Here is a 26,368-nt window from a genome sequence, read left to right as displayed (position 1 = left end):
GTCGCATTGTTTTGCGCCCCGTAGGGGGTGTGGGGATCGGCATGCAACAGATAAGTTGGGACCCACGCAGTCGTAGGTGGCGACGACTACCGGCATCCAAGCAGAAGGCGGATCGATCTCATGGCTAACCCGTTCGTCAAGGCGTGGAAGTACCTGATGGCACTGTTCAACGCGAAGATTGACGAGAACGCAGACCCCAAGGTGCAGATTCAGCAGGCCATCGAGGAGGCCCAGCGGAACCACCAGGCGCTCTCGCAGCAGGCCGCCTCGGTGATCGGGAATCAGCGCCAGCTGGAGATGCGCCTCAACCGTCAGCTGGCCGACGTTGAGAAACTTCAGGTCAACGTTCGTCAGGCGCTGACCTTGGCCGATCAGGCCACCGGCTCGGGAGATGCATCCAAGGCGACCGAGTACAACAACGCCGCCGAGGCGTTCGCCGCCCAGCTGGTCACCGCCGAGCAGAGCGTCGAGGACCTCAAGGCGCTGCACGACCAGGCGCTCGCCGCCGCGGCCCAGGCCAAGAAGGCCGTTGAGCAGAACGCGATGATGCTGCAGCAGCGGATCGCCGAGCGGACCAAGCTGCTGAGCCAGCTGGAGCAGGCCAAGATGCAGGAGCAGGTGTCCGCGTCGCTTCGGTCGATGAGCGAGCTTGCCGCCCCAGGCAACACCCCGAGCCTGGACGAGGTGCGCGACAAGATCGAGCGCCGCTACGCCAACGCCCTCGGTCAGGCCGAGCTGGCACAGAACTCGGTGCAGGGCCGCATGATCGAGGTACAGCAGGCAAGTGTGCAGATGGCCGGGCATTCGCGTCTGGAGCAGATCCGCGCCTCCATGAAGGGTGAGGCCTTGCCCACCGGTGGCACGGCGACCTCGGCGCCTGCGACGGCACCAGAGCAGGCCAACCCCGCCAATCCGCTGGGCCAGCAGTAGTTTTCTCTCTTTTTCCGCTTCAATCCGCCGAGTGGGGTCGCAGCCGCGCCCACTCGGCGGATTTGTTGTATGGACAATTCACACTCGGCGACCGCCGAATTTTCGGGCACAATGTGAACATGACACCCCAGCCGCCCCGTCGCACCGCGGTGCAAGGAGGCTGGGAGCAGCTGCTGCGCCGTGTGGTCAACAACGTCAACGATCTAGGCGAGGAACTCGCCGCACGCATGCGCGTGATGTCCGACAAACGCGAGAAACTGCTGCGGAAGCGGCTGCGGGCCAAGCGGTGGAGTATCCGCTGGGCGCTGGCCTGCGCGGCCGGGCTGCTTGTCACCACGGTGCTCGCGACCACCGGCGCACCGCCCTGGCTGCTGATCATCCCGGCGCTGCTCACCGCCGGTTGTGCGATTCCGGCCACGTATCTGTTTGTGCGGTACCGATACCTCAAGGCTGAGCCGTTGCCGCCGCCGCGCCCCGGGGTGGAACGACGGTTGCCGTCAATAGGTTCGGTGGCGCGTCCGCCCATGGCGGCCCTGGATGCGGCCGAGCGCTCGCTGTTCTCTCTGCTGGGAGTGGTGGAGCGCGGCAACATGATTCCCGACAGCGAGGGGCGGCAGATTCTTGCGGCGGCCAATCAGGCTGCATATGTGATGGCCGCGACCGCCAAGGAAGTGGTGTCCATGGAGCGCGCTGCGGTCGCGGCACCGCATACCCGTGAGTATCTGCAACCGACTATCAGCGCGTTCACCGCGCAACTCGACACCGGTGTGCGTCAGTACAACGAGTTGGTCACCGCAGCAGCGCAGTTGGTGTCGGCCGGAAATGGCGGGGCGGTCCTCGCATCGCCGATGTCACGCGATCCGCTTCTCGATGACCTGGTGTCGGCGACCGACCGTCTCACCGGGTGGGCGGGCGCCCTCGACGAGCTCGGCCAGCTGTCAGGGTAATCCCCGATCTTTCCCTGATCTTCGAGTTCCGGGGTTCCTCAGGTGTCGATCTCCCTGCCAGGCTTGCTTCTATCGCAGTGAGTCGAGAGAACGGTGGGTACCTGTGTTGTGGAAGATCATTGGCGTGCTCCTGGTCGTGTGGCTGGCATTTCTGGTCGTGGGCGCCATCTTCAAGCTCGTGGTACCGATGCTGGTGGCGGGTCTGGTGATTCTCGGCGGTGTCTTGCTGTACCGCGCGGTCACCGATGCGGACAAATCCCGGCTGCCCTAGAGCCGTGGACGTACGGACGGGAAAACTATCCCCAGCAGGCCCCGCAGAAAACCGAGAGTGACGCTGAGGACGTCGCCGTAGTCACGCCAGAGCGTGATCTTTCCGTCGTCCGAGTGCTCGGTGACTCCGACGACCCAGAATCCGATGTGTAGCGGGCCCACGATGATCACGTCGGTGCGCTCGGTCATCACGGTGTTTCCGGTGGCGGTGATTCGGTGAATCTTGACGCCAAATCCTGCGCCGGGCCAGTTCGTGGCGGATAGCACGCGCAGCACCGCTTTGCGCCCACGCACCGCGGGCAGGCCTACGTTCTCCCATCGGACGTCGTCGGCGAGGACGGACTCGAGTACTGCCAAATCGCCTAGACCTGCAGCGTCCCAAAGGGTTTCGACGGCGGCAGTAGGATCGGTTCTTGCCAGAATGTCGGTCATCAGCCAACGCTAGCGAGCGGCCTGGCGCGGGAGAAGGGGCATGGCCAGATATCGGGGTGTGACCCCAGGCTCGGTCAGCGGATTCGTACGACGGTTTTCAGAACCGTGCCCGCAGTGACGGCACCACGATGCCGACGAGGCCCCGCAGGAAAGCGCGAGATACCGCCGCGAAGTCGAAGTAGTCGCGCCACAGGGTGATGGTGCCGCGCTCACTCACCTCGAAGACGCCGCACACCCAGAACTGTGTGCGTAGGGGGCCGAAGATCAGGGCGTCGTGGCGCTCGTTCATCACCGTGTAGCCGTTGGTGGTGGTGCGGTGAATGTCTACCTCGAAACCGAATGACGTGTTCTCTAGCGCCCCGAACAATCGAAGAACGGCCTGTTTGCCGCGGATGGTGGGGAGGCCGACATTTTGATAGACGATGTTCTCGTCCAATACGTCTCGTGCGAAGTCGATGTCGTCGTTCTGTACGGCCTCGAGAAATCGGGTGACAATCGCTCCGGCGTCCAGTGTGGTGGGCGATCCCGCGGTAACCATGAGACTAATTTATGTTAGATAATCTCAGTGCGCCAGAGTTGGTCGCAATGCGGGAATGGCGATACCGAGTAGGCCGCGCACGAAGCCGACCGTGATGTTCAGGACATCCGCGTAGTCACGCCACAGGGTGATGGTGCCGCGCGGCGTCACTTCGAACACCCCGCAGACCCAGAATCCGACATGTAGACGACCGACGATGAGGATGTCGGTGCGCTCGGTCATCACCGTGTTGCCGGTGGCGGTGATCCGATGAATCTTCACGTCGAAACCGACGCCGGGGAGGTTGAGTCCGGACAAGGCGCGCATCACCGAAGAGCGCCCACGAATCGCAGGCAAGCCGACATTTTCCCAGCTGACGTTCTCATCCAGGACGGTGTCGATGGACGCCAGATCGCCGAGCCGCATGGCGTCCCAGAGGCCTTCCACGATCTCCGTGGGGTTGATGGTGGTGAGAGTGTCCGTCATGCGCCCGACGCTAGCGGCTGTCGAAGGCTTTGGATAGAGGGCTGAACCAGACTTAGAAGCCGGGCCGCAGTGCGGGGATGGCGATACCGGCCAGGCCGCGCACCGTGGCCTTGAACATGTCGAACATGTCGAAGTAGTCGCGCCACAAGGTGATCTTTCCGTCGTCCGACACCTCGAAGACGCCGCATACCCAGAACTGCAGGCGAAGTGGTCCGATGACGATGGCGTCGTGGCGCTCGTTCATCACACTGTTCCCGTTGGTGGTGGTGCGGTGGATGTGCACTTCGAATCCGAACTGCGGCCTGGTGAGTGGCTCGAACACCTTAAGAGTCGCGCGACGCCCATAGATGGTGGGCAGACCTACGTTCTGATAGACGAGGTCCTCGGCCAGCACCGATCCTGCGAAGTCGATGTCCTTGGTTTGCAGGGATTCCAGGAATCGGGTGACGGTCTCGGCTGGAGTCAACGTGGTCGGAGCCAGCGTGGCGTCGGTCATGCGTTTCAACCTAGCCCGAATCGCTGTGGCAGGGTAGGGCGGTGCGTGTTGCCGTGGTCGCCGGTCCGGATCCCGGGCATGCCTTTCCTGCCATCGCGTTATGCCTGAAATTCGCGGCGGCCGGGCACGACCCTGTGTTGTTGACGGGAACACGCTGGCTCGATCAGGCCCGCGCCGCCGGCCTTGAATCGGTAGAGCTTCTGGGACTGCAGCCGCGGGTTGCCGATGACGACGCAGACGCGGGCGCCAAGATTCATCAGCGGGCAGCCCATATGGCGTTGGCCAATCTCGATCAGCTGGGAGAACTGGCGCCGGATCTCATCGTCTCCGATGTGATCACCGCCTGTGGAGGCATGGCCGCCGAGTTGCTCGGTGTGCCGTGGGCGGAGCTTAACCCGCATCCGTTGTACCTGCCGTCAAAAGGATTGCCGCCGTTGGGAAGTGGGCTGGCTCCCGGTGAGGGTTTGCGCGGCAGGCTGCGTGATGGGTTGATGCGTCGGTTGACGCAGAGGTCGATCGATGAAGGTTTGCGGCAGCGCTCGTGGGCACGAGTAGAGATCGGATTGCCCGCACGCGACCCCGGACCCGTTCGACGGTTGATCGCGACATTGCCCGCACTGGAGGTGCCGCGTCCCGATTGGCCGCACGAGGCGGTCGTAGTGGGGCCCTTGCATTGGGAGCCCACCGACGTTGCGCTGCGGCCGCCGCCGGGTACGGGCCCGGTGGTGGTGATCGCGCCGTCGACGGCCTTCACCGGGGCCGAGGGGATGACCGAACTGGCTGTACGGGCTTTGGATTCAGCGGGCGCGCGAGTGGTTGTGTCCGCGCTGGATCCGCCCGCATCGGGCCTGCCCTCGTGGGCGGTTGCCGGGCTGGCGCGTCAGGATCTATTGCTCGCCGGTGCTGATTTGGCCATTTGCGGTGGGGGACACGGCTTTCTGAGCAAGGCATTGTTGGCCGGGGTGCCGGCGGTAGTTGTTCCTGGTGGCGGTGACCAATGGGAGTTGGCGAATCGCGTTGTGCGGCAAGGCAGTGCTGAGCTGGTGCGGCCGCTGACCTGCGAGGCTATGACGTCGGCGATCGGCAAGGTGTTGGGTGAGCAGCGCTATACCGAGGCTGCTCGCCGGGCCGCTGCCGGCGCCGCGGACGTCGCAGATCCGGTACGGGTGTGCCAGGACGTGGTGGCGGCCCTAAAGTGACCGTGTGCGTCTGACGGAGTTTCATGAGCTTGTCATCGGCCGGTTCGGTGGGGTCTACGGCTCGTCGGTGCTGGTCGATCATGTGTTGACCGCCCTCGGTGGACGGACGGCGTCGCAGGCAGTCGAAGACGGGGTAGAGCCGCGGGATGTGTGGCGGGCGCTATGTGCCGATTTCGATGTCCCGCGCGATCAGTGGTGATGACTCGATGACACGCCGCATCGGCGCGCCTGCTTGATTCGAACAGATGTTCGCCTTACTCTGATTGCAGTCGAAGAGACGATCCGCGCAGGTAGATCGCTTGTCGGTGGGGTCGGTTAGCGTCCACCTCAACCGATCGGCAACCCGAATCGGACCGATCTTCGAACACCGAGACGAAATGGAGAACACCATGGCGCAGGCACCGGATCGCGAGAAGGCGCTCGAACTCGCGCTCGCACAAATCGACAAGAGCTTCGGTAAGGGCTCGGTCATGCGGCTTGGCGACGAGGTCCGTCAGCCCATCTCCGTGATCCCGACCGGATCCATCGCGCTGGATGTGGCGCTTGGCATCGGCGGCCTGCCGCGTGGTCGCGTGGTCGAGATCTATGGACCGGAATCCTCGGGTAAGACCACCGTCGCGCTGCACGCGGTCGCCAACGCGCAAGCCGCCGGCGGTATCGCCGCGTTCATCGACGCCGAGCACGCGCTCGACCCCGAATACGCCAAGAAGCTCGGTGTCGATACCGACTCGCTGCTCGTCTCTCAGCCGGATACCGGTGAGCAGGCTCTGGAAATCGCCGACATGCTGGTGCGTTCCGGCGCCATCTCCCTTATCGTGATCGACTCGGTGGCGGCTCTGGTGCCTCGTGCCGAAATCGAGGGTGAGATGGGTGACAGCCATGTCGGTCTGCAGGCTCGTCTGATGAGCCAGGCCCTGCGCAAGATGACCGGTGCGCTCAACAACTCGGGCACCACCGCGATCTTCATCAACCAGCTCCGCGAGAAGATCGGTGTGATGTTTGGTTCGCCCGAAACCACCACGGGTGGTAAGGCTTTGAAGTTCTACTCGTCGGTGCGTCTTGATGTGCGCCGTATCGAGACCCTCAAGGACGGCACCGATGCGGTGGGTAACCGCACTCGCGTCAAGGTGGTCAAGAACAAGGTGTCGCCGCCGTTCAAGCAGGCCGAGTTCGACATCCTCTATGGCAAGGGCATCTCCAAGGAGGGGTCGCTCATCGACATGGGCGTGGAGCAAGGCTTCATTCGTAAGTCCGGTTCCTGGTTCACCTACGAGGGTGAACAGTTGGGCCAGGGCAAGGAGAATGCCCGCAACTTCCTGCTGGAGAACGTCGATGTCGCCAACGAGATCGAGAAGAAGATCAAGGAAAAGCTTGGTATCGGAGCGGTGCTGACCGATGACGAAGTCGTCCCGGCCCCAGTCGATTTCTGATTCTCCTTCCAGGGAATCCCTAGACGAACTGCGAGCCCGGGTCGCGTCGGTCCCCGAAGCCCCGACGCGTGAACCGGTTGACTCGCGGGACGAGCAGGCGTGGTCATATTGCCTTCGCCTGTTGACAAGTCGCGCGCGTACCCGCGCCGAGCTGACCGAAAGGCTCACTCGGCGCGGGTACCCCGATGAGGTTTCCACTCGAATCATGCAACGATTGGCGACCGCCGGCCTGATCAATGACGCTGACTTTGCCACCCAATGGGTGCAGTCGCGGCATACCTACGCAGGAAAAGGCAAGCGCGCCTTGGCTGCGGAGCTTCGGACCAAGGGAGTGTCGGCCGAGAATGCGGCCGCGGCCCTTGCGCAGATCGACGGGGATGCCGAGCGATCACGTGCGGTACAGCTTGTCGCCAAAAAACTCAGGTCAGAAAATCTCGACGACGGGGGTATCAAGGCCGCTCGGCGATTGGTCGCTATGCTGGCGCGTCGCGGATACGGCCAATCCATGGCGTATGACGTGGTGAAGAACGCCCTTGCTTCCGAACAGGACCGACGCAACGTCGGATAAGCGGCCTGCGCGCAGACCGCTTATAGACCGAACGGACGTGCTGGGGCCTCGGGCGGTGGGTTGCCGTCGTCAGGCGCGTTGGATCTCATGCTCATTGAGGCTTCGGCCGACGGCGACTGCACACCCGGCAGGCACGGGACCTGGCGGGAGATCGTCTTGAATGGCCCGATCTCGGTGTCCTCATTAAGCATGGGGAGCGGACCACAATTCCCCTTGAAGTGCGCGTCCATGGTGAACGGAGTCGGGTTCACGCAGGTGAGATTCATTCCAACCGGCGTCGCGACCTGCAGGCAATCGAAGTTCAACGGAGCTCCGTAGGCCACCGGCGCACCCGTGAGTGCAGCCCCTGCGCACGCCGCTCCGAAAACGGCGGACACGCCAACGGCCAATACGATGTTTCGCATGGGAGTTATGGTAACGAAGTGATACCTGTTACGTAATACCTCGATTGTGATAGTTGAGTAAGAATCGGTCCTGTGATGCAGCTGTGAAGGTCATTCAGGTGTTCTTGGCGTAATGCCGTGCCGCCTTCGCCCTGTTACCGCAGGTCGCCATGGAATGCCATCGGCGCGCCCCGTTCTTGGATGTGTCATAGAAGAACAACACGCAGTGCGGATGGGCGCACTGTTTGATCCGGTCGGGGGAGTCGGACAGCAGGGTCAACAGGTTGTCGGCCGCCAGCCAGGCCGGAAGCCAATGCGATTCGGGCACCTCGGCGGTGTCGACCGGCCCGTCAGGAGTCAGTGAGCGGCGGATCGCACCGTGAGAGAGCACCGCATTGACCTCGCCGGCCTGGTCATCCTTCACTGCGCGATAAATGGCGTCGCGAGCAAAGAGCAACGACTCCTGGGTCTTCTCGTTGGCGGCACATCGGTCGTGAAGATTGTTGGTATGCAACCAGATTCGTAGACCGCCGAGAGTGCTGAGCAGATCCTGCAGCCCATCGCCGCTCATCCACCGGGTGTTCAGCAGGTCCAGTGCGAGCGGTTCGCCGAGATGGGGACGTGGATCGGACATGGCCTGAGGTTATCCGCCTCCTCTCTGGTGGAGCGTGTTGCATGAATTCTAACCGATAAAATGAGATAGATGGTTGACAGGGTGATTCATCGCGTTTAGCTTCTAACCCATAAAGTAACTTTGTCAGTTAGAGAGGGCTTCTTATGGGCACTGCCATCGCACCTCGTGTGGCCACCGGTCATATCGGATTGAACGTCAGTGATCTGGAGCGCTCGGTCGCGTTCTACCGGCGAGCGTTCGGGTTCGAACAGCTCGTTGTGAGCGCTGACGGTGCGCAGCGGTTCGCGTTCCTGGGATTTGATGACGGACCCGTGCTTACCCTCTGGGAGCAAAGCAACGGGGAATTCTCCGCGGCCACACCGGGCTTGCACCATTTGTCATTCCAAGTGGATTCGGTGCAGCAGGTGCGTGAGGTGGAGGCGGTTTTGAAGGAGCTCTCGACGATTTTCGTGCATGAGGGAGTCGTGGCGCACCAGGAGGGCGCATCCTCCGGTGGGATCTTCTTCACCGACCCCGACGGGATTCGCCTCGAGGTATTCGCGGCGACGGGCGTCGACCAGCATGGGGCGCCAGCCGGCGACGCGCCAACATGCGGATTCTTCTGAGATGACGTACCACCCCGGCGAGCTTGCCGTGCAGCGCCGAATGGGGCAGTCCGACAGCGCTGCTCGAGTCGGGCGGATCATTTCGGCGCAGATACCGGAGGTTGCGGCGGCCTTTCTCGCCGCCCAACCGCTGGTGTTCGTGTCGGCACGCGATGACGGTGGCCGGATGTGGGCGAGCCAGATCGTCGGGCCGCCGGGTTTCGCACATGCCACCGATGCGCAGACCATTGCGATTGACGGTGTGCCGGGCCCCGGCGACCCCCTGGCCGAGCCGCTGCAATCGGAGCGCAAGATCGGCATGATCGCGTTGCAGCCGCAGCGCCGGCGCCGGATGCGTGTCAACGGCACCGCCGTGCCGTCGGGGCGTGGTCTTATCGTCACCACCGATCAGGTGTATTCGAACTGCCCCAAGTACATCGCGCGACGCGATGTCTCCGGGATCGGTCCGGGTCTGCTCGGAGAGCCGCGCCACTCGACTGCCCTGAACGACGCACAGCAGCAGACGATCTTCGCCACGGACACCTTCATCATTGGCACCGCCGATAGCGAAGGCAATGCCGACGCATCGCACCGCGGGGGCAATTCAGGGTTCCTGCGGGTGCTCTCACAACGCGAGCTGCGGTGGCCCGATTACCTGGGCAATTCGATGTTCATGACGCTGGGGAACCTGCACGTCGATCCCCGGTGCGGTCTGCTGATACCGAACTGGCGCAACGGATCAACCCTGCAGCTCACGGGGACCGCGCGCCTCAACTGGGATGAGGGCACCTTCGCCCCCGGTGCGCAATGCTCTGTCGACTTCACCGTCGACGAGGTCATCGAGACCGTCAACGCCAGCCCCCTACGGTGGGGTGAAGCAGATCCCTCGCCCGCCAACCCGCCTCTCTGACAAAGAAAGACACATCATGCGTCCACCGCTGCCGCCGTTCGATATCGAATCTGCCCACCAGAAGGTCCGGGCCGCCGAGAATGCCTGGAACACACGTGATCCCGAGATCGTCGCCGCCGCATACACCGAGGATTCGGTATGGAGAAACCGCGACGAGTTCATTACCGGACATGCTGAAATCGTCGCCTTCTTGACCCGCAAGTGGGCCAGGGAGAACGGGTACGCGCTGCGCAAGGAGCTGTGGGGATTCCGGGAGAACCGGATGGCGGTGCGCTTCCAATACGAATGGCACGACGAGGCCGGGCAGTGGTGGCGCAGCTACGGCAACGAGCTGTGGGAGTTCACCGCGGAAGGGCTTATGTCACGGCGAGAGGCCAGCATCAACGACACCCCAATGGCTGAGGCAGAACGTCGCATCTTCGGTCCGCGTCCGGACGGTGACGAGTTGCCACTGCCGATCCGGTGATTACTCCCCGTAGTCCCGGCGTAGATCCTGATGAGCGGGATCTACACCACGGGTCTCCAGCAGATCCTTGGTGACCAATCCGGGCTCGGGCTGTGCGTGCGGAACCTCCAAGAGGCTCTTCTTCTTTCGGCCTTCACGCAGCTGCCGCTCGATGTTGGTGGCCAGCGACGACAACGCGAAGTTGATGATGATCATGATGATCGCCACCACGACGAGCGCGGGCAGATAGTTTCCGTAGTACGACGCCGAGCGGATGCCCGAACGCACCACCTCGATGTATCCGAACGCATAGCCGAGCGCGGAGTCTTTCAGCGCGATGACCATCTGAGAAATCAAGGCGGGCAGCATTGCGGCGATCGACTGGGGGAGCAGGATCAGTCGCATCATCTGCGATTTGCGCATGCCCAGCGCGACCGCGGCCTCGGACTGCCCCTTCGGTAGCGACTGAATACCCGAGCGCAGAATCTCGGCGATGACCGAGCCGTTGTAGAGCGACAGCCCCGTTACCACGGCGGCAAACGCCAGGTACTCGGAGGGGAAAATGGCCTGCTGCCCGTACAGGTAGTACGAGAACACCATCAAGATGAGGACTGGGATCGCCCGGAAGAATTCGACGAGAGCACTGGAAATCCAGCGCACCGCCCGATGTTCGGAGAGTCGGCCAATGCCGAGCACCGCGCCGAGGGCCAGTGCGAAAATGATCGACAGTGCCGCCGCGCTGATGGTGCCCACCAGCCCGGGCAGGATGTATGTGGTCCACGTGTCGGGATGCATGAAGGGTGACCACTTTTCGGCGGTCAGCTGTTCATTGGCGATAAGTGTCCAGATAACCCACGCGCCGACGGCGCCCACCAGCGCGGTGAACGCCACGGCGATAACTCGATTGACCGCCCGGGCCTTTGGGCCGGGCGCGTCGTACATGACGGTGGCGCTGCCGGTCATCGCTTTACCGCCAATCGCTTCGCGAAGTATCCGAAGGTCAGTCCGATCGTCAGCGTGATCACCATGTATCCCGCCGCGATGATGAGAAAGATCCAGACGATCTGATCGGCGAACAGTTCGATCTCCGATCGCATCAGCAGGGCAGCCTCAGCCACCCCGATCGCAGATGCGATCGAGGTGTTCTTCACCAGCGCGATCAGCACACTGCCCATGGGAGCCAGGACCGACCGCATGGCCTGCGGTAACACGATGAGTGTCAAGACCTTCCAGAACGGCAATCCCAGGGACCGGGCTGCCTCGGCCTGGCCCAATGGCACGGTGTTGAACCCGGAACGCAGCGTCTCGCATACGAAAGTTGCCGTGTACATAGAGAATCCGAGAACCGACAGCCAGAAGTTGTTGTTCTTGATGAAGTTGGAGTTCTCGGGTGCCAGCGCGATGCCGAGGTTCTGGTAAAGCCCCACCGAGCAGAACAGAATGATCAGGGTCAGCGGGGTGTTGCGGACCAGGTTGACGTACCAGGTGCCGAAGATTCGCATGATCGGTACCGGTGAGACCCGGCATTCGGCCAGCAATGTGCCCCACACCAGGGCGCCCACCGCAGAAAAGAATGTCAGCTTGAGTGTCGTCCAGAACGCCGGCCACAGTTGCGGCCCCATGTTCGCCCAGAGTGCGTTCACGCGGCCTCACACGCCTTGTCGGCGACGGGCCGGACGCCGGTGATCTTCTCGACCGCGGCCGGTGAGGGGTTGGGCCGCAGCGCGTAGGTGCCGCCGGTGGCGCGCTTCTCCCAATCGTCGATGGTGCTGTCGCCGAGAGCCTCCCGCAGATCGGCATCCCAGGTTCCACTGGCGATCATCTTGTCGAGCGCGCGATCGATGGCCTCGATGGCGGCGGTATCGCCCTTGGCCAGACCGATCCCGTACACCTCCCTGGAGAACGGGTCGCCGTTCTTCTTCTGCTTCTTGGGTTTCCCGATGCACAACGGCTTGCTCAGCTCGTAGTTCATCTGAATCAGCTTGAACTCACCCTCGTACCGCTTGGCGTAGCCGGCCAGGATGGTCTCGTCGGTGGTGAGCGCATCGACCTTGCCCCGCCGCAGTGCCTCCACGCACGAGGAGTACGAATCAAACTCTTGCAGCTGCGTGCCGGTCAGCAGATTCTTGACGTTCTGTGCGGGCGTCGAGCCGGACACCGAACACAGCTTCTTGCCCCGGTTCAGGTCGTCCAGCGTGGTCAGCGAATCATCGGCCTTGCGTACCAGGAGCCCTTGGTAGGTAATGAGATAGGGGCCTGCGAACGACACCTTCTGCGCGCGGCTGTAGTTGATCGAGTAGCTCCCGGCGATCATGTCCACCGTGCCGTTGTCGATGAGTTGCTCACGCTGCGCAGACGGTGTCTCATACCAACGGATGGCCGGGTGCTTGACACCGAGTTCGTCGGCGATGGCATTGACCACGTACTCGGAGATCTTGACGTCGAATCCGCTCATCTTCTTATCGGGGTGCTGCAGGCCCACCCCGGGCTGATCGAATTTGGTACCGAGGATGACGGTGCCGCCCCGGATCGATCCAAGCAGTTGACGTGGCTCGGTGCTGCCGCAGGAACTAACCAGGGTCGCCACCAGGGCCACCGCCGCCACCAGTGCGGTGTGCCGTCGCATCAGTACTTGAGCTTCTTCGCGCAAGCGGCCCATCAATGGCCGAGGATCTTTCCGAGGAAGTCCTTGGCGCGTTCGGACTTCGGATTGGTGAAGAAGCTCTCCGGATCCGTGTCTTCGACGATGGCACCGTCGGCCATGAAGATGATGCGGTCGGCGGCCTTGCGGGCGAAACCCATTTCATGGGTGACCACCAGCATGGTCATGCCCTCTTTGGCCAGCGACACCATGACATCGAGAACCTCGTTGACCATCTCGGGGTCCAGTGCAGAGGTGGGCTCGTCGAACAGCATGACCTTGGGGTCCATGGCCAGCGATCTGGCGATTGCGACGCGCTGCTGCTGCCCGCCGGACAGCTGTGCCGGGTACTTGTCCTTCTGGCTGGCGATTCCCACGCGTTCCAGGAGCTCGATGGCGTGCTTGCGCGCGGACTCCTTGTCCTTCTTGCGAACCTTCATCGGCGCGAGCGTCACGTTGTCGAGAATTGTCTTGTGTGAGAAGAGGTTGAAGGACTGGAAGACCATTCCCACCTCCGCGCGCAGGTTGGCCAGCGCACGTCCCTCTTCGGGAAGCGCCTTGCCGTCGATTCGGATGGTCCCGGTGTCGATGGGTTCGAGACGATTGATGGTGCGACACAAGGTTGACTTGCCCGAGCCGGAAGGCCCGAGGATGACAACGACCTGACCGCGCGGGATTTCCAGAGTGATGTCCTTGAGGACGTGCAAGTCGCCGAAGTGCTTGTCGACATGCTCGAGGGAGATCATCGGGGTGCTTGTTGCGGGGGCGTTTTCCCCGCTCGTTGAGGTGTCGGTGCTCACCGGCATGGTCAGACAATACGGGTTCCCCACACTTTCGCAGCGTGGAACGCAGGGGTCCGCGAATCGGACGGTCTGTGATCGGGCACCTCGCCTGACCGGTGTCAGCAAACATCTGCAATACTGATGTCATGCGGACGCGACGGCGGCCTTCCGTCGAAGGCCCGCGAATCAAGGCGTTCGCAAGAGTTCTCGCATCTGTTCTGTTCATCGCATCTTTTCTGGTTGCGATGATCAACGGGGCAACTGCCTGGGGCTGGATTGCGGCAAGTTTTGGGCTGGTTTGCGGGCTGTTTCTGCTGCCCAGCTCGCTAATGCGTTTGGTCACGCCATCGAGGCAGGTGACCGTCGATGCGGGGCGGCATCTGCGCGACAGCGAGATCCTCGAGCGGCCCCGGCCGCGGCGAGATATCTCATTTGCAGTCGTCACCGCGCTGATCGTGATCGTCATCGTGCTCGGTGTTGTCGAAGCATTCGCCGCGCCCGGGCTCCCCGAATCGTGGATGTGGGCCGGCTGGTGGATGTGGATAGGCGTGAACGCCGTCTGCAGCATCGACGATTGGTGGCAGGGCTGGCATATCCCGGAGCGTGGGGTGCGATGAAGCCACGCTGGCGGCACCGGCGCCCGTCGGCGCGGGAAATGGCCTGAACGCGGGCACGTACCATAAGTCCGTGACCAGTACCGTGACTTCCGATCAGTCGGCGGTCCGGACGTACCAGGTCCGCACCTACGGCTGCCAGATGAATGTGCACGACTCCGAGCGGGTGTCGGGCCTCTTGGATGCGGCCGGATACGTCAAGGCTCCGGATGGCACCGACGCCGACATCGTCATCTTTAACACCTGCGCGGTGCGCGAGAACGCCGACAACAAGCTGTACGGAAACATCAGCCACCTGGCGCCCCGTAAGGCCGCCAACCCGAACATGCAGATCGCTGTCGGCGGCTGCCTCGCGCAGAAGGATCGCGAGGGGATGCTCAAGAAGGCGCCGTGGGTCGACGTCGTCTTCGGCACCCACAACATCGGTTCGTTGCCCACCCTGCTGGAGCGTGCGCGCCACAACAACGAGGCCCAGGTCGAGATCGTCGAGGCCCTCGAGCACTTTCCCTCCGCGCTGCCCGCGACGCGCGAGTCGGCCTACGCGGCCTGGGTGTCGATCTCGGTGGGCTGCAACAACACCTGCACTTTCTGCATCGTGCCCTCCTTGCGCGGCAAGGAGATCGATCGTCGTCCCGGTGACATCCTCGCCGAGGTGCAGGCTCTGGTGGACCAGGGTGTGCTGGAGGTGACGTTGCTCGGCCAGAACGTCAACGCCTACGGCATCAACTTCGCCGATCCCGACATCGCCCGCGATCGTGGCGCTTTCGCCGAGCTATTGCGTGCCTGTGGCCGCATCGAGGGGCTGGAACGAGTGCGTTTCACCTCGCCGCACCCGGCGGAATTCACCGACGACGTCATCGAGGCCATGGCCCAGACACCCAATGTGTGTCCGCAGCTGCATATGCCGCTGCAGTCCGGTTCTGACCGCGTCCTGAAGGCGATGCGCCGTTCTTACCGATCCGAGCGCTTCCTGTCGATCATCGACAAAGTGCGGGCGGTCATGCCGGACGCCGCGATCACCACCGACATCATCGTCGGCTTCCCCGGCGAGACCGAAGAAGACTTCGAGCAGACACTCGAAGTCGTGCGGCGGGCACGTTTTTCTAGTGCGTTCACCTTCCAGTACTCGATTAGGCCGGGCACCCCGGCTGCCGACCTTCCCGACCAGCTGCCGAAAGCCGTTGTGCAGGAACGCTATGACCGGCTCATCGTGTTGCAGGAGTCCATCACGCTGGAAGAGAATCAGAAGCAGATCGGTCGACAGATCGAGGTGCTGATCGCCACCGGAGAAGGGCGTAAGGACGGTGCGACCGCGCGGATGAGCGGACGCGCCCGTGACGGCCGGCTGGTGCACTTCCGGCCGCTGGGGCACATCGACGGGGAACTGCGTCCCGGAGACGTCATCACCGTTGACGTGACCGGCGCGGCGCCGCATCACCTGATCGCCGACGGGGGAGTGCTCAGTCATCGGCGCACGCAGGCGGGTAACGCACACGAAACTGGTAAGAAGCCGTCCACATCGGGAATTGGCTTGGGCATGCCGGCCATTGGAGTCCCCAAGGCGGCAGAGCAGATTGAGGTTGCAGGGTGCGGGCTATGAGCGACGCGGAATCCGGAAAAGAAGATGCCGAATTCGAGGAGTTCCGCAGAGACATCGATGCGGCCGAAAAGAAGGTCGCCGGTGAGATCGATCCGGGCGCCCGCGCCATGGTGGTGGCCGTCCTGGTCTTTGCATTGCTGCTGACTTTCGTACTGCCGCATACCGGGCACGCTCGGGGATTCGACGTTCTGGTCAACGGGGCGATTGCAGACCAGGAATCGGTGCGTGTGCCGTCCAGGATCTTCGTCTGGCTCGCCATGGTCTTCGGTGTCGGGTTTTCCATGTTGGCGTTACTGACGCGCCGCTGGGTGCTGTCCTGGATCGCACTGGCAGGTTCGTTTGTCGCCAGTGTGATTGGCATGCTTGCAATTTGGACCCGTCAGACCGCCGGGGCCGGGCATCCCGGTCCGGGGATAGGTTTGGTGGTCGCCTGGATCGCCGTCATTCTGTTGACCTTCCACTGGGCACGTGTGGTGTGGTCACGTACTGCCGTGCAGCTGGCGGCCGAACAGCAGCGCCGTGAGGCCGCCAAGCGTGATCAGCGCACCTTCCTCGATGACGCCTTTGACGACGATGAGGGCGTGCAGTAACTAGCGGCTCTTGACCGCGGCCACCGCCGCATCGGCCCATTCCTGCCACTGCTTAGCGCTGGCACGGGCCTTCTCGGCATCCTTGGCTTTGCCCGCGGCTTCCGCCTTGGCAGCCTGCTCCTCGAATTGGCGTGCACGATCGCGGAACTGTTCGGCGCGGGCCTCTGCCTCGGGGTCGCCCCAGCTGGACTCGCCGGCGTCGCGCACCTTCTTCTCCACCGCGCGCAGCCGCCGTTCCAGATCGGTCTGCTGCTCGCGCGGGACCTTTCCGATGGCATCCCATTTGTCACCGATAGCCCGCAGGGCCGCCCGAGCACCATCTACATCGGTCTCCGGATCGATCTTCTCGGCCTCGACCAGCAACGCGCGCTTGGCGTCGGCATTGGCCACGAATTCGGCATCGCGGGAAGCGGACTCGGCATTGCGCGCCGAGAAGAACTTGTCCTGAGCAGCCTTGAAGCGGTGCCACAGGTTGTCGTCGGTCTCCCGGGGAGCCCGCCCGGCAGCCTTCCAGTCGTTCAGCAGGTTCCGGAACGCCGCCGCGGTGGCACCCCAGTCGGTGGAATCCGAGAGTGCCTCGGCCTGCTTGCACAGGTCTTCTTTTTTCTCTCGTGCCCCGGCGCGTTCGCGATCGAGCTCGGCGAAGTGTGCGCCGCGCCTGCGGTTGAACGTCTCGCGTGCCGTGGAGTACCGCTTCCACAGAGCGTCGTCGGTCTTGCGGTCGACGCCGTGGATGGACTTCCACTCGTCGAGGATGACGCGGATCCGGTCTCCGGCAGCCTTCCACTGCGTGGAGTTGGTCGCCAGCTCCTCGGCTTCGGCGGCAAGCTCCTCCTTACGGGAGACGCTCGCTGAACGCGCCTCGTCGCGCTGTGCGCGTGCCGCCGCGGCCTGGGCATCTGCAGACTCCAGGAGCCCCGACAGCCGTGCCGCGAGCGCATCCACATCGCCGAGGACAGCGGCGTCGGGCAGCGTCTGCGCAAGGTGCTCGGCAGCGGTTTTGATTTTGCGTGCGTCGCCGGAACCCGAGCCGAGCCGCAGTTCCAGCAGCTGGATCTCCGTCTCCAGGTCTTCGAACCGGCGGCCGAAATGCGAGTACGCCGCATCGGCGTCTCCGGCCTGCCACGACCCGATCTGACGCTCGCCGGCGGAGGTGATCAGCCAGACGGTGCCGTCGTCATCTACGCGGCCGAACTTGTGCGGGTCACCATGATGAGCGGCAGGGGCGGGCGCCGATGCCGCGGGACGCCGCGGCATCGGATGAGGTTTCGGCCCCGGCCGGGGGACGGGGGCAACGCTCTCTTGCTGTGTTGAGAGTTCCGGCTGGGTCTGATCGGACATGAAACCTCTTCCTACAATTGTTGCCGCGCAACACGGCGCCCTAAGCTCACTACACCGTTCATTCAAACAGGTGTCATCGCCGCACGGGCGAACATATGCCAGATGATTCCGCAAGGAGGCCGCGATGTCCCAGGCGGATATCGCGTCGGCACTCGCCGTCGGAGCCGCCGCGGCCGTCGCATTCGGCGATGTCATCCACCAGCGCACCGCTCACGCCGTACCCGCCGATGACATCGGAGCATTGGGCCCCATCACCACGTTATTGCGGCATTGGCCCTGGTGGCTGGGCACGCTGATCAGCCTCGTCGGCTTCGGGCTACAGGCCGCCGCGCTCGGTGTGGGCTCGGTTGTGCTGGTGCAGACGATCATGGTTTCCTCGTTGCTGTTCGCGCTGATCATCGAGTCGAGGTGGGCCAAACGCAGGGTCACCGGATATCAGTGGGGAGCCGCGATTCTGCTCGCCGGCGCCATCTCCGTCGTGGTGTCGGTGGGCAACCCGGTGGCCGGGGTGCCACATGCCACACCGCAGTTGTGGATGCAGGTTGCCGCCGTCATCGGACCGGTCACGCTGCTGTGTCTGGAGGGCGCCCGGCGGTGGCCCGGCCCACGCAGGGCGGTGCTTCTGGCGGTGACGTCGGGGATCATGTGGGGACTGATGGCCGTTCTCACCAAAGGTGTTGTCGATTCGCTTGGCCACGGCATCGTCGGGCTGCTGATCAACCCGGAAAGCTACGCGCTGGCGGCGGTGGGCATTACCGGGGTGGCGCTACAGCAGTCCGCCTTCCACGCCGGGACTTTGGTGGCCTCGCTGCCCACGATGACGGTGACCGAGCCCGTGGTCGCCTCGTTGCTGGGCATCTTGGTACTGGGTGAATCGTTTCGCACCAACACCTTTGGTGCCATGATGCTCGTGTTCGCAGTGGCGATCATGATTGCTGCGACGGCGGCGCTGGCGCGTAGCGAGGCGGCCGTGCAGGCGCGAGTGAGTGAAACGACCGGAAAGATGCCACCGACGACCCCGAAGGTTTCCTAACGCCGTGGCTCTTTCGATAGCGATTTGCCCGTCGACCCCGCTGCTGGTGCCCGAGCTGGGCGGAGAGGCCGCCACGGAAACCGCCGAGCTGCGCGAGGCCGCCATCACCGCGGTGCGAAGTCTGCCCACACAGTGGATAGCAATTGGGGCAGGGCGCGGACGGTACGGCAGCGAAGTGTCGGGCACATTCGCCGGATACGGGGTTGACGTGCGCGTTTCGCTCGCATCGAGGATCTCCGGACCTGTCGAACTCCCGCTGCCGGTGCTCATCGCCGGATGGCTGCGGGCACATCTACCGGCCGCCACGGCGGAGGCGCGGCTGATCTCGGGCACAGACGGTGTTGCCTTCGGACAGGCATTGCGCGACGAGATCCACGCGATGCCGACGCCTCCGGGTGTACTTGTCATCGCCGACGGCGCCAACACCCTCACCGACAAGGCGCCCGGGGGCTACCGGCCCGAGTCCGGTGCCGCGCAGCAGGGCCTTGTCGATGCGCTCACCCAGGGGGACGCGGCCGCGTTGCGCCGCGTGTCGGATGTCATCACCGGGGGCTCCGTCTACCGGGTGCTTGGCGGATTGGTGGGGTCGGATCAGGTCCAGGCTCAGTGTCTCTACCAGGGCTCCCCGTACGGGGTCGGATACTTCGCGGGCACCTGGCAGGTGTCGTGATGCGGCCCATCGCGGTCATCGGCCCCACGGCTACGGGCAAGTCGGCACTCGCATTGGATATCGCCGAGCGACTGGGTGGCGAGATAGTCAACGCCGACGCGATGCAGCTGTACCGCGGTATGGATATCGGTACGGCCAAGGTGCCCAGGGTCGACCGCCGGGGCATTCCCCATCACATGCTCGATGTGCTCGAGGTGACCGAGACCGCCACCGTCGCGACCTATCAGCAGGAGGCCGTTACGGCCATCGATGCTCTGCTGGCGAGCGGGCGTGTGCCCGTGATCGTCGGCGGATCGATGATGTATATCCAAGCGTTGCTTGATGATTGGGCGTTTCCGGCCACCGATGCGCAGGTGCGGGCACGCTGGGAGGAGAGGCTGGCGCAGATCGGAGTCGCCGCGCTGCACGCCGAGCTCGCCGTGCGCGACCCAGCGGCGGCAGCCATCATCTTGCCCACCGACGGGCGCCGCACGGTGCGGGCACTAGAGGTGATCGAGCTCACCGGGCAGCCGTTCGCGGCGTCCGCTCCCACCATCGGCGCACCGCGCTGGGACACGTTGATCGTCGGATTGGACTGGGAGACCTCGAAACTCGACGAGCGGATCGCGCGGCGCACCGACCTGATGTTCGAGCAGGGGTTTGTCGCGGAGGTTGAGCAGCTGCTGGACGGCGGATTGCGCGAGGGCGTGACCGCGTCACGGGCCATCGGATATGCCCAGGTGATCGCGGCGTTGGACGCCGGGGGAGGCTCCGATGACCTGCTGCAGGCGAAGGAGCTGACGTTCATGGGCACCCGGCGCTATGTGCGTCGTCAGCGATCGTGGTTCGGTCGCGATCACCGCATCATGTGGCTTGCGGGCGACGGCGGTGACGCAGCAGCACTCTGCGGCGAAATTGAGTCGCGGTGGCGCCTATCCTCGAATACGTGAAGTTCACCAAGGGCCACGGCACCCAGAACGACTTCGTGGTGTTGCCCGACATCCACACCAAGCGGGATCTGACGGTGGCCGCCGTCCAGGCGCTATGCGATCGGCAACGCGGCCTGGGCGCCGATGGGGTGCTGCGCGTGACCACCGTGGGCGCTGCCCTCGAAGGTGGGGTGCTCGACGAGAAGCCTGCCGGAGTGAGCAGCGAAGACTGGTTCATGGACTACCGCAATGCGGACGGTTCCATCGCGGAGATGTGCGGTAACGGTGTGCGGGTGTTCGCGCACTACCTGCGTTCGGTGGGGCTGGAACATCGGGACGAGTTCGTGGTCGCATCCCTGGCCGGGCCCCGGCCGGTGCGTATCAACTCCTGGAGCCAGCTCACGGCCGACGTGACCGTCGACATGGGACCGGTGAAGGAGTTCGGCGCCGGCGAGGCAAGTGTGGGCGGTCGGCGGTTCTCCGGTCTGGCCATCGACGTGGGTAATCCGCATCTGGCGTGTGTGGACCCGGACCTGACCGTTGAGGATCTGCGCATACTCGACGTGGGCGCCCAGGTCGGCTTTGACGAGGTCCTGTTTCCCGACGGGGTGAACATCGAGGTGCTCACGGCCCCCGTCAACGGCACGGACGCTGCCGTCGGTGCGGTGCACATGCGGGTCCATGAGCGCGGGGTCGGTGAGACACGTTCCTGCGGAACAGGAACCGTGGCGGCCGCCTATGCGGCGCTGCGCCACCTCGGGCAGTCGACCGGTGAGATCGTCGTCAACATCCCGGGCGGACAGGTCCGGGTGACGGTCACCGCCGAGTCCAGCTTCCTGCGCGGGCCTTCGATGCTGTTGGCCGATGGCGAGATTTCCGACGAATGGTGGGGCGGCATTGGCTCCTGCGGATAATTCGGATGCGATCGATGAGCCACAGGTGGGAGCATCGGTGCGCGATGAGCGACTCGCGCGAAGAGCAGACAGCAGAGACATGAATTCGACGTCCTATCAGACACCCACCGATGGCGAACTCGCCCTCGAAGACCGCGCGGCGCTCAAACGTGTAGCCGGGCTCTCCACCGAACTTGCCGACGTCACCGAGGTCGAGTACCGGCAGCTGCGCCTGGAACGGGTTGTGCTGGTGGGTGTCTGGACCGACGGGACCTCCCAGGAGGCCGACGCCAGCATGGCCGAACTCGCCGCGCTGGCCGAAACCGCCGGCTCTGAGGTGCTCGAAGGTTTGATTCAACGTCGCCAAAAGCCCGATCCGGCAACATATATCGGTTCTGGCAAGGCGATAGAGCTGCGGGAGATCGTGCTGGCTACCGGTGCCGACACCGTGATCTGCGACGGCGAGCTCAGCCCGGCACAGCTGGTGGCTCTGGAGAAGGCGGTGAAGGTCAAGGTCATCGATCGCACCGCGCTGATTCTGGATATCTTCGCCCAACACGCCACCAGCCGCGAAGGCAAGGCACAGGTGTCGTTGGCGCAGATGGAATACATGCTGCCGCGGCTGCGCGGCTGGGGTGAATCCATGTCTCGTCAGGCCGGTGGTCGTGCCGGTGGTGCCGGTGGCGGCGTGGGTACCCGTGGCCCCGGTGAGACGAAGATCGAGACCGATCGGCGCCGAATCCGTGAGCGCATGTCCAAGCTGCGTCGCGAGATCCGCGACATGAAGAAGGTGCGCGACACCAAGCGCAGCCGTCGGCTCGAAAGCGATGTTCCGTCGATCGCCATCGTCGGATACACCAATGCCGGTAAGTCGAGCCTGCTGAACGCGATCACCGGAGCCGGGGTGCTGGTCCAAGACGCACTGTTCGCAACACTCGAACCGACAACCCGACGCGGAACATTCGACGACGGACGCGAATTCGTCATCACGGACACCGTTGGTTTCGTACGGCACCTGCCCACCCAATTGGTCGAGGCCTTCCGGTCGACCCTGGAGGAGGTGGCCGACGCCGACCTGCTTGTCCATGTGGTGGACGGCTCGGACGTGGCGCCTCTGGCCCAGATCGAAGCGGTACGGGCGGTCATCAGCGACGTCGTCGCGGATCACGATTCGTCGGCGGCGCCGGAGCTGTTGGTGATCAACAAGATCGACGCGGCCAGTGATCTTGCGCTGGCGCAGTTGCGCCGTGCGCTGCCCAAGGCGCTGTTCGTGTCGGCGCACACCGGCGACGGCGTCGCCAAGCTGCGCGACGCGCTCGCCGAGACGGTGCCCCGCGGAGATGTGCCCGTTGACGTGGTCGTCCCGTACGAGCGTGGTGACCTGGTGGCTCGGATTCATACCGACGGACAGGTGCAATCCACCGAGCACCTCGCGGCCGGCACACGGGTGATCGCGCGGGTGCCGCAGGCGCTGGCCGCCAGCCTGCTGGAACTGAAGTAGCGGCTCTAGTCGCGCTCGACGAGACGCGGCGGGACGTACGCCCGCACAGGCGGCGGTGTGCCCTCGAACCGTTCGATCTGCACCAGCACGTGCTGACCGGTGCAGCCCTGAGCCAACGACGAGGTGCCTGCGTCATCGGTGAGTACGTTCGGATTGCCGTGTAGACAGGGCGAATCGGGGTCGGCCGGATCGATCGGATCGAACCAGGCGCCGGTGGACAGCTGCACCACGTGGCGGCGCAGACCCTCGTCGAGAACGGCACCCGCCAAGCAGGCGCCCCGGTCGTTGAACACCCGCACCACGTCGCCGTCGGAGATACCGCGTTCGTCGGCGTCGGCCGGGTGTATGCGGATGGGTTCGCGTCCCTGAACCTTCGAGCGTTGGCTGGTGCCACCGAAATCGAGCTGGCTGTGCAGCCGGGTGCGGGGTTGGTTGGCGATGAGGTGCAGTGGGAAGCTTTGGGCGCGTTCTCCGTTCAGCCATTCGGTGGGCTCGTACCACTGTGGGTGGCCGCCGCAGTCGGCGTATCCGAATCCGTCGATGGTTTCCGAGAAGATCTCGATGCGCCCGCTCGGGGTATGCAGCGGGTGCGTGTCGGGGTTCTCCCGAAAATCCGATAGCAGAGTCAGGCCCGGATCGGTGGGCAACTGCAGGTAACCGCGCTCCCAGAACTCGTCGAAGGATGGCACCGAGAAGTCCCGGGCGCCGGCCCATTCGGTGTACAGGTGGCGAAGCCACTGTGCGGCGGTACGTCCCTCGGTGAATTGCCCGCCGAATCCGAGCCTGTCGGCCAGTGCCGAGAATGTCGTGTAGTCATCGCGAGAGTTGGCGTATGGCGGCGCTGCGGCCTTCATGGCCACCAGCAGTGGGTCATTGCGACTCCCGGAGAAGTCGTCGCGTTCCAGGCTGGTGGTGGACGGCACCACGATATCGGCGTGCTTGGCCATCGCCGTCCACACCGGATCGTGCACCACGACGGTGTCGACGCGTGCCAGACCACGACGCAGCCGTGGCAGGTTCTGATGATGGTGGAATGGATTGCCGCCCGCCCAGTAGACGCATTTGATGTCCGGCAGCGTGAGTGTTTGACCGTTGTAGGCCAGCGTCTCACCGGGGCGCAGCAGCAGCTCGCTGATGGCTGCGACCGGAATGAATGTGGTCACCGGGTTCGGCCCCTGCGGAAAGGTGGGCAGTGGGCAGCTGATCGGGGCCAATCCGGCCTCGTTCATCGAGCCATAACCGTGGCCGAAACCGCCGCCGGGAACGCCGATCTGGCCGAGCATGGCCGCCAGGGTGAGCCCCATCCAGGGCGCCTGCTCGCCGTGGCGCACCCGCTGTAGTGACCAGCTGACCGTGACCAGGGTGCGTCCGGCGGCCATGCGCCGCGCCAGTGTGCGCAGCTCGTCGGCCTCCAGATCGCTGACGCTCGCCGCCCATTCCGGGCTCTTGGGCACGCCGTCGTCGAGGCCCAGCAGATAGCGTTCGAATCGTTCGTAGCCGGTGCAATACGTGTTCAAGAAGGCCAGGTCTGCGAGCTCTTCCACGGCCAGCACATGGGCCAGCGCGAGCATGACCGCGACATCGGTCCCGGGAACGGGCGCATGCCATTCGCATTCGCCGTCGATGTCATCGCGCAACGGACTGAACGAGACGATGCGGCCACCGCGGGCGCGGAACCTGTCGAGGGCGGCACGAGCCGGATGCGCCGTGGTGCCGCCGTGGTTGACACCCGTGTTCTTCAAGGCGATTCCGCCGAATGACACCAACAGATCGGTGTTCTCGACGATGACATCCCATGACGTCGACCTCTTGAACAGCCCATCATGGGTGCCGACGACGTGCGGCATGATGACGCCGGTTGCGCCCAGGCTGTAGGAATGGCGCGAAAAGGTGTAGCCGCCGAGCAGTTTCAGAAACCGATGTACCTGACTCTGGGCGTGATGGAAGCGTCCCGCGCTGGCCCAGCCGTACGAGCCGCCGTAGATGGCTTCGTTGCCGTGGGTGTCGACGACGCGTCGCAGTTCGTCGGCCAGTAGTTCGGTGAGCTCATCCCAGGACACCTCCACGTACTCGTCCGAGCCGCGGGCGGTACTGGGGCCGGGCCCGTCCCGCAGCCAGCCGCGCCGCACAGACGGTGCGGTAACCCGGGCCTGGTGGCGGATCGAACCGGGAATGTTCTGCAGCAGCGGGGACGGGTCCAGATCGGTCGGGATGGGTGTGACACCGATCACTTCACCGTCGCGGACCTCGGGCGTGAATGCACCCCAGTGGGTATGTGAAAGCGCCGGCCTGGTCACCTCAATCAGCCTAGGCTTTCTGTCCGTCGAAACCGGGTAGGCGAGTACCAACCGACCAGTGGGTTGGTATACATTCTGCCAAGTACGTAAATCCAAACCGGAAGGTGATCATGGCCGGCGCCGTTAAGTTCAAACGCACCATCTTCGAACCCGAGCACGAACTGTTCCGCGAGTCGTTCAAGACCTTCCTGGAACGGCATGCAGAGCCTTACCGGGAGGAGTGGGACGAGAACAAGATCGTCGACCGCTCGCTGTGGGTCGAGGCCGGCAAGCAGGGCTTTTTGGGCACCGATATGCCCGAGGAGTTCGGTGGCGGCGGACTTGTCGATTTCCGCTACAACGCGATCATCGGTGAAGAGATCACCAAGGCCCGTCAGTCGGGTATCGGTTTCACCTTGCACAACGATGTCGCGGGCCCGTACTTCCGGGACCTGGCCAATGACGAGCAGAAGGCCCGCTGGTTCCCGGGATTCTGTTCCGGTGAGCTGATCAGCGCCATCGCCATGACCGAGCCGGGGACCGGTAGCGACCTGCAGGGCATCAAGACCCGCGCGGTCAAGGACGGCGACCATTACATTCTCAATGGCGCGAAGACCTTCATCACCAACGGCATCAACGCCGACCTGGTGATCGTGGTCGCACAGACCGACCCCGAAAAGGGCGCGCTGGGCTTCAGCCTGATCGTCGTCGAGCGCGGCATGGAGGGTTTCGAGCGCGGCCGCAAGCTCGACAAGATGGGTCTGGACGCTCAAGACACCGCCGAGCTGTCCTTCACCGATGTTCGCGTGCCCGCCGCCAACCTGCTGGGCGATGAGGGCCAGGGCTTCATCTACCTCATGCAGAACCTGCCGCAGGAACGCATGTCGATTGCGGTCGTCGCAGCCGCAGCCATGGAAACCATGCTGGACGCGACCATCCAGTACACATCCGAGCGTAAGGCGTTCGGTAAGCCGATCAAGAGCTTCCAGAACAGCCGGTTTGTGCTGGCCGAGCTCGCCACCGACGCCACGATGATCCGGATCATGGTCGACGAATTCATCACGCTGCTCAACAAGAAGGAGCTGAGCGTCGAGCAGGCCGCGATGGCCAAGTGGTACAGCACCGAGAAGCAGGTTCACCTGATCGACCGCTGCCTGCAGCTGCACGGTGGTTACGGCTTCATGCGTGAGTACCCGGTGGCACGTGCCTACATGGACTCTCGTATCCAGACGATCTATGGCGGAACCACCGAGATCATGAAGGAGATCATCGGGCGTTCGCTCTAGTC

General features: G+C 63.9%; 31 protein-coding genes. 19 read left to right on the top strand and 12 right to left on the bottom strand.

Annotation, left to right across the window (positions count from 1 at the left end; genetic code table 11):
* Nucleotides 1–120 precede the first annotated feature (120 nt).
* From pspA to MSTE_RS14960, 3 genes are all read left to right on the top strand, one after another.
* The gene (gene pspA, locus MSTE_RS14970) at nt 121–930 is read left to right on the top strand and encodes a phage shock protein PspA (RefSeq protein WP_096502358.1); all 810 of its coding nucleotides are present in this window, start codon (nt 121–123) and stop codon (nt 928–930) included.
* Between the two features lie 119 nt (nt 931–1,049).
* Nucleotides 1,050–1,877: a phage shock envelope stress response protein PspM gene (pspM, locus tag MSTE_RS14965; RefSeq protein ID WP_096505924.1), complete on the top strand. Its 828-nt coding sequence runs from the start codon at nt 1,050–1,052 to the stop codon at nt 1,875–1,877.
* A 103-nt stretch (nt 1,878–1,980) separates the two neighbouring features.
* On the top strand, nt 1,981–2,148 hold the full coding sequence (locus tag MSTE_RS14960; RefSeq protein WP_162291328.1) for a hypothetical protein: 168 nt from the start codon (nt 1,981–1,983) through the stop codon (nt 2,146–2,148).
* Here the strand turns inward: MSTE_RS14960 and MSTE_RS14955 are convergent.
* From MSTE_RS14955 to MSTE_RS14940, 4 genes are all read right to left on the bottom strand, one after another.
* Nucleotides 2,145–2,579 (bottom strand): limonene-1,2-epoxide hydrolase family protein, encoded by a 435-nt coding sequence (locus MSTE_RS14955; RefSeq protein WP_096502356.1) that lies wholly within the window; start codon nt 2,577–2,579, stop codon nt 2,145–2,147. The two genes, MSTE_RS14960 and MSTE_RS14955, sit on opposite strands and share 4 nt — an antisense overlap.
* Before the next feature lie 97 nt (nt 2,580–2,676).
* On the bottom strand, nt 2,677–3,117 hold the full coding sequence (locus tag MSTE_RS14950) for a limonene-1,2-epoxide hydrolase family protein (protein ID WP_096502354.1): 441 nt from the start codon (nt 3,115–3,117) through the stop codon (nt 2,677–2,679).
* 24 nt (nt 3,118–3,141) lie between these two features.
* Nucleotides 3,142–3,582, bottom strand: coding sequence for a limonene-1,2-epoxide hydrolase family protein (locus MSTE_RS14945; RefSeq protein WP_096502352.1), 441 nt, complete (start codon nt 3,580–3,582; stop codon nt 3,142–3,144).
* Nucleotides 3,583–3,634: 52 nt separating this feature from the next.
* Entirely contained in the window at nt 3,635–4,078 is a 444-nt protein-coding gene (locus MSTE_RS14940) for a limonene-1,2-epoxide hydrolase family protein (RefSeq protein WP_096502350.1), read from the bottom strand.
* A 41-nt stretch (nt 4,079–4,119) separates the two neighbouring features.
* Between MSTE_RS14940 and MSTE_RS14935 the strand changes: the two genes are divergently transcribed.
* From MSTE_RS14935 to recX, 4 genes are all read left to right on the top strand, one after another.
* Nucleotides 4,120–5,277, top strand: coding sequence for a glycosyltransferase (locus MSTE_RS14935; protein ID WP_096502348.1), 1,158 nt, complete (start codon nt 4,120–4,122; stop codon nt 5,275–5,277).
* Nucleotides 5,278–5,281: 4 nt separating this feature from the next.
* Nucleotides 5,282–5,476, top strand: coding sequence for a DUF3046 domain-containing protein (locus MSTE_RS14930; protein ID WP_096502346.1), 195 nt, complete (start codon nt 5,282–5,284; stop codon nt 5,474–5,476).
* 190 nt (nt 5,477–5,666) lie between these two features.
* Nucleotides 5,667–6,707 (top strand): recombinase RecA, encoded by a 1,041-nt coding sequence (gene recA / locus MSTE_RS14925; RefSeq protein WP_046255862.1) that lies wholly within the window; start codon nt 5,667–5,669, stop codon nt 6,705–6,707.
* The gene (recX, locus tag MSTE_RS14920) at nt 6,673–7,275 is read left to right on the top strand and encodes a recombination regulator RecX (protein WP_096502344.1); all 603 of its coding nucleotides are present in this window, start codon (nt 6,673–6,675) and stop codon (nt 7,273–7,275) included. The genes recA and recX overlap by 35 nt, the downstream gene beginning before the upstream one ends.
* Before the next feature lie 20 nt (nt 7,276–7,295).
* On the opposite strand, the gene MSTE_RS14915 is transcribed toward recX, so the two are convergent.
* Both MSTE_RS14915 and MSTE_RS14910 read right to left on the bottom strand, forming a co-directional pair.
* A complete protein-coding gene (locus MSTE_RS14915; RefSeq protein WP_096502342.1) occupies nt 7,296–7,679 on the bottom strand; it encodes a hypothetical protein in 384 nt (127 codons plus the stop codon).
* 94 nt (nt 7,680–7,773) lie between these two features.
* Nucleotides 7,774–8,292 carry a CGNR zinc finger domain-containing protein gene (locus tag MSTE_RS14910; RefSeq protein ID WP_096502340.1) on the bottom strand — a complete coding sequence of 173 codons (519 nt, stop codon included), beginning with the start codon at nt 8,290–8,292 and terminating at the stop codon, nt 7,774–7,776.
* Nucleotides 8,293–8,435: 143 nt separating this feature from the next.
* Between MSTE_RS14910 and MSTE_RS14905 the strand changes: the two genes are divergently transcribed.
* From MSTE_RS14905 to MSTE_RS14895, 3 genes are read left to right on the top strand one after another with little or no spacing between them, the layout of a single operon-like run.
* Nucleotides 8,436–8,897, top strand: a complete 462-nt coding sequence (locus MSTE_RS14905; protein WP_096502338.1) for a VOC family protein — start codon at nt 8,436–8,438, stop codon at nt 8,895–8,897.
* 1 nt (nt 8,898) lies between these two features.
* Nucleotides 8,899–9,786 carry a pyridoxamine 5'-phosphate oxidase family protein gene (locus tag MSTE_RS14900; RefSeq protein WP_096502336.1) on the top strand — a complete coding sequence of 296 codons (888 nt, stop codon included), beginning with the start codon at nt 8,899–8,901 and terminating at the stop codon, nt 9,784–9,786.
* Between the two features lie 13 nt (nt 9,787–9,799).
* The gene (locus MSTE_RS14895) at nt 9,800–10,252 is read left to right on the top strand and encodes a nuclear transport factor 2 family protein (RefSeq protein WP_096505920.1); all 453 of its coding nucleotides are present in this window, start codon (nt 9,800–9,802) and stop codon (nt 10,250–10,252) included.
* Here MSTE_RS14895 and MSTE_RS14890 read toward each other — a convergent pair whose 3' ends face one another.
* Genes MSTE_RS14890 through gluA form a run of 4 tightly spaced genes read right to left on the bottom strand, consistent with a single transcriptional unit; the run spans nt 10,253 to nt 13,618 of the window.
* Nucleotides 10,253–11,194 (bottom strand): amino acid ABC transporter permease, encoded by a 942-nt coding sequence (locus MSTE_RS14890; RefSeq protein WP_096502334.1) that lies wholly within the window; start codon nt 11,192–11,194, stop codon nt 10,253–10,255.
* A complete protein-coding gene (locus MSTE_RS14885; RefSeq protein ID WP_096502332.1) occupies nt 11,191–11,874 on the bottom strand; it encodes an amino acid ABC transporter permease in 684 nt (227 codons plus the stop codon). The genes MSTE_RS14890 and MSTE_RS14885 overlap by 4 nt, the downstream gene beginning before the upstream one ends.
* Nucleotides 11,871–12,890: a glutamate ABC transporter substrate-binding protein gene (locus MSTE_RS14880; protein WP_096502330.1), complete on the bottom strand. Its 1,020-nt coding sequence runs from the start codon at nt 12,888–12,890 to the stop codon at nt 11,871–11,873. Before MSTE_RS14880 ends, MSTE_RS14885 begins: the two co-directional genes overlap by 4 nt.
* Complete coding sequence (gluA, locus tag MSTE_RS14875; protein WP_162291655.1) at nt 12,890–13,618, bottom strand: glutamate ABC transporter ATP-binding protein GluA; 729 nt, start codon at nt 13,616–13,618, stop codon at nt 12,890–12,892. The genes MSTE_RS14880 and gluA overlap by 1 nt, the downstream gene beginning before the upstream one ends.
* 281 nt (nt 13,619–13,899) lie before the next feature.
* Between gluA and MSTE_RS14870 the strand changes: the two genes are divergently transcribed.
* The 3 genes from MSTE_RS14870 to MSTE_RS14860 all read left to right on the top strand — a co-directional run bounded on the left by MSTE_RS14870 (nt 13,900) and on the right by MSTE_RS14860 (nt 16,458).
* Complete coding sequence (locus MSTE_RS14870) at nt 13,900–14,271, top strand: hypothetical protein (RefSeq protein WP_096505918.1); 372 nt, start codon at nt 13,900–13,902, stop codon at nt 14,269–14,271.
* Between the two features lie 70 nt (nt 14,272–14,341).
* Nucleotides 14,342–15,868 carry a tRNA (N6-isopentenyl adenosine(37)-C2)-methylthiotransferase MiaB gene (gene miaB, locus MSTE_RS14865; protein WP_096505916.1) on the top strand — a complete coding sequence of 509 codons (1,527 nt, stop codon included), beginning with the start codon at nt 14,342–14,344 and terminating at the stop codon, nt 15,866–15,868.
* Nucleotides 15,865–16,458 (top strand): Rv2732c family membrane protein, encoded by a 594-nt coding sequence (locus MSTE_RS14860; RefSeq protein ID WP_096502326.1) that lies wholly within the window; start codon nt 15,865–15,867, stop codon nt 16,456–16,458. The genes miaB and MSTE_RS14860 overlap by 4 nt, the downstream gene beginning before the upstream one ends.
* Here the strand turns inward: MSTE_RS14860 and MSTE_RS14855 are convergent, their stop codons facing one another.
* Nucleotides 16,459–17,799: a DUF349 domain-containing protein gene (locus tag MSTE_RS14855; protein WP_096502324.1), complete on the bottom strand. Its 1,341-nt coding sequence runs from the start codon at nt 17,797–17,799 to the stop codon at nt 16,459–16,461. It lies immediately after the preceding gene.
* Nucleotides 17,800–17,923: 124 nt separating this feature from the next.
* Here MSTE_RS14855 and MSTE_RS14850 point away from each other — a divergent pair, with 124 nt between their 5' ends.
* The 5 genes from MSTE_RS14850 to hflX all read left to right on the top strand — a co-directional run bounded on the left by MSTE_RS14850 (nt 17,924) and on the right by hflX (nt 22,804).
* A complete protein-coding gene (locus MSTE_RS14850) occupies nt 17,924–18,832 on the top strand; it encodes a DMT family transporter (RefSeq protein WP_096502322.1) in 909 nt (302 codons plus the stop codon).
* Nucleotides 18,833–18,836: 4 nt separating this feature from the next.
* On the top strand, nt 18,837–19,502 hold the full coding sequence (locus tag MSTE_RS14845; protein WP_096502320.1) for a class III extradiol ring-cleavage dioxygenase family protein: 666 nt from the start codon (nt 18,837–18,839) through the stop codon (nt 19,500–19,502).
* Complete coding sequence (miaA, locus tag MSTE_RS14840) at nt 19,502–20,431, top strand: tRNA (adenosine(37)-N6)-dimethylallyltransferase MiaA (RefSeq protein ID WP_162291436.1); 930 nt, start codon at nt 19,502–19,504, stop codon at nt 20,429–20,431. Before MSTE_RS14845 ends, miaA begins: the two co-directional genes overlap by 1 nt.
* The gene (gene dapF / locus MSTE_RS14835) at nt 20,428–21,324 is read left to right on the top strand and encodes a diaminopimelate epimerase (RefSeq protein WP_096502316.1); all 897 of its coding nucleotides are present in this window, start codon (nt 20,428–20,430) and stop codon (nt 21,322–21,324) included. Before miaA ends, dapF begins: the two co-directional genes overlap by 4 nt.
* Before the next feature lie 79 nt (nt 21,325–21,403).
* Complete coding sequence (gene hflX, locus MSTE_RS14830; protein ID WP_096502314.1) at nt 21,404–22,804, top strand: GTPase HflX; 1,401 nt, start codon at nt 21,404–21,406, stop codon at nt 22,802–22,804.
* Nucleotides 22,805–22,809: 5 nt separating this feature from the next.
* Here the strand turns inward: hflX and MSTE_RS14825 are convergent, their stop codons facing one another.
* Entirely contained in the window at nt 22,810–25,101 is a 2,292-nt protein-coding gene (locus tag MSTE_RS14825) for a molybdopterin-dependent oxidoreductase (protein WP_096502312.1), read from the bottom strand.
* Between the two features lie 110 nt (nt 25,102–25,211).
* Here MSTE_RS14825 and MSTE_RS14820 point away from each other — a divergent pair, with 110 nt between their 5' ends.
* Nucleotides 25,212–26,366, top strand: coding sequence for an acyl-CoA dehydrogenase family protein (locus MSTE_RS14820; protein WP_096502310.1), 1,155 nt, complete (start codon nt 25,212–25,214; stop codon nt 26,364–26,366).
* Nucleotides 26,367–26,368: the final 2 nt, after the last annotated feature.

This window comes from [Mycobacterium] stephanolepidis (assembly GCF_002356335.1).
Classification (GTDB): Bacteria; Actinomycetota; Actinomycetes; order Mycobacteriales; family Mycobacteriaceae; genus Mycobacterium; species Mycobacterium stephanolepidis.
The sequence above is the reverse complement of the archived record's forward strand: the minus strand, read 5'-3'. Positions and strand labels throughout refer to the sequence as shown.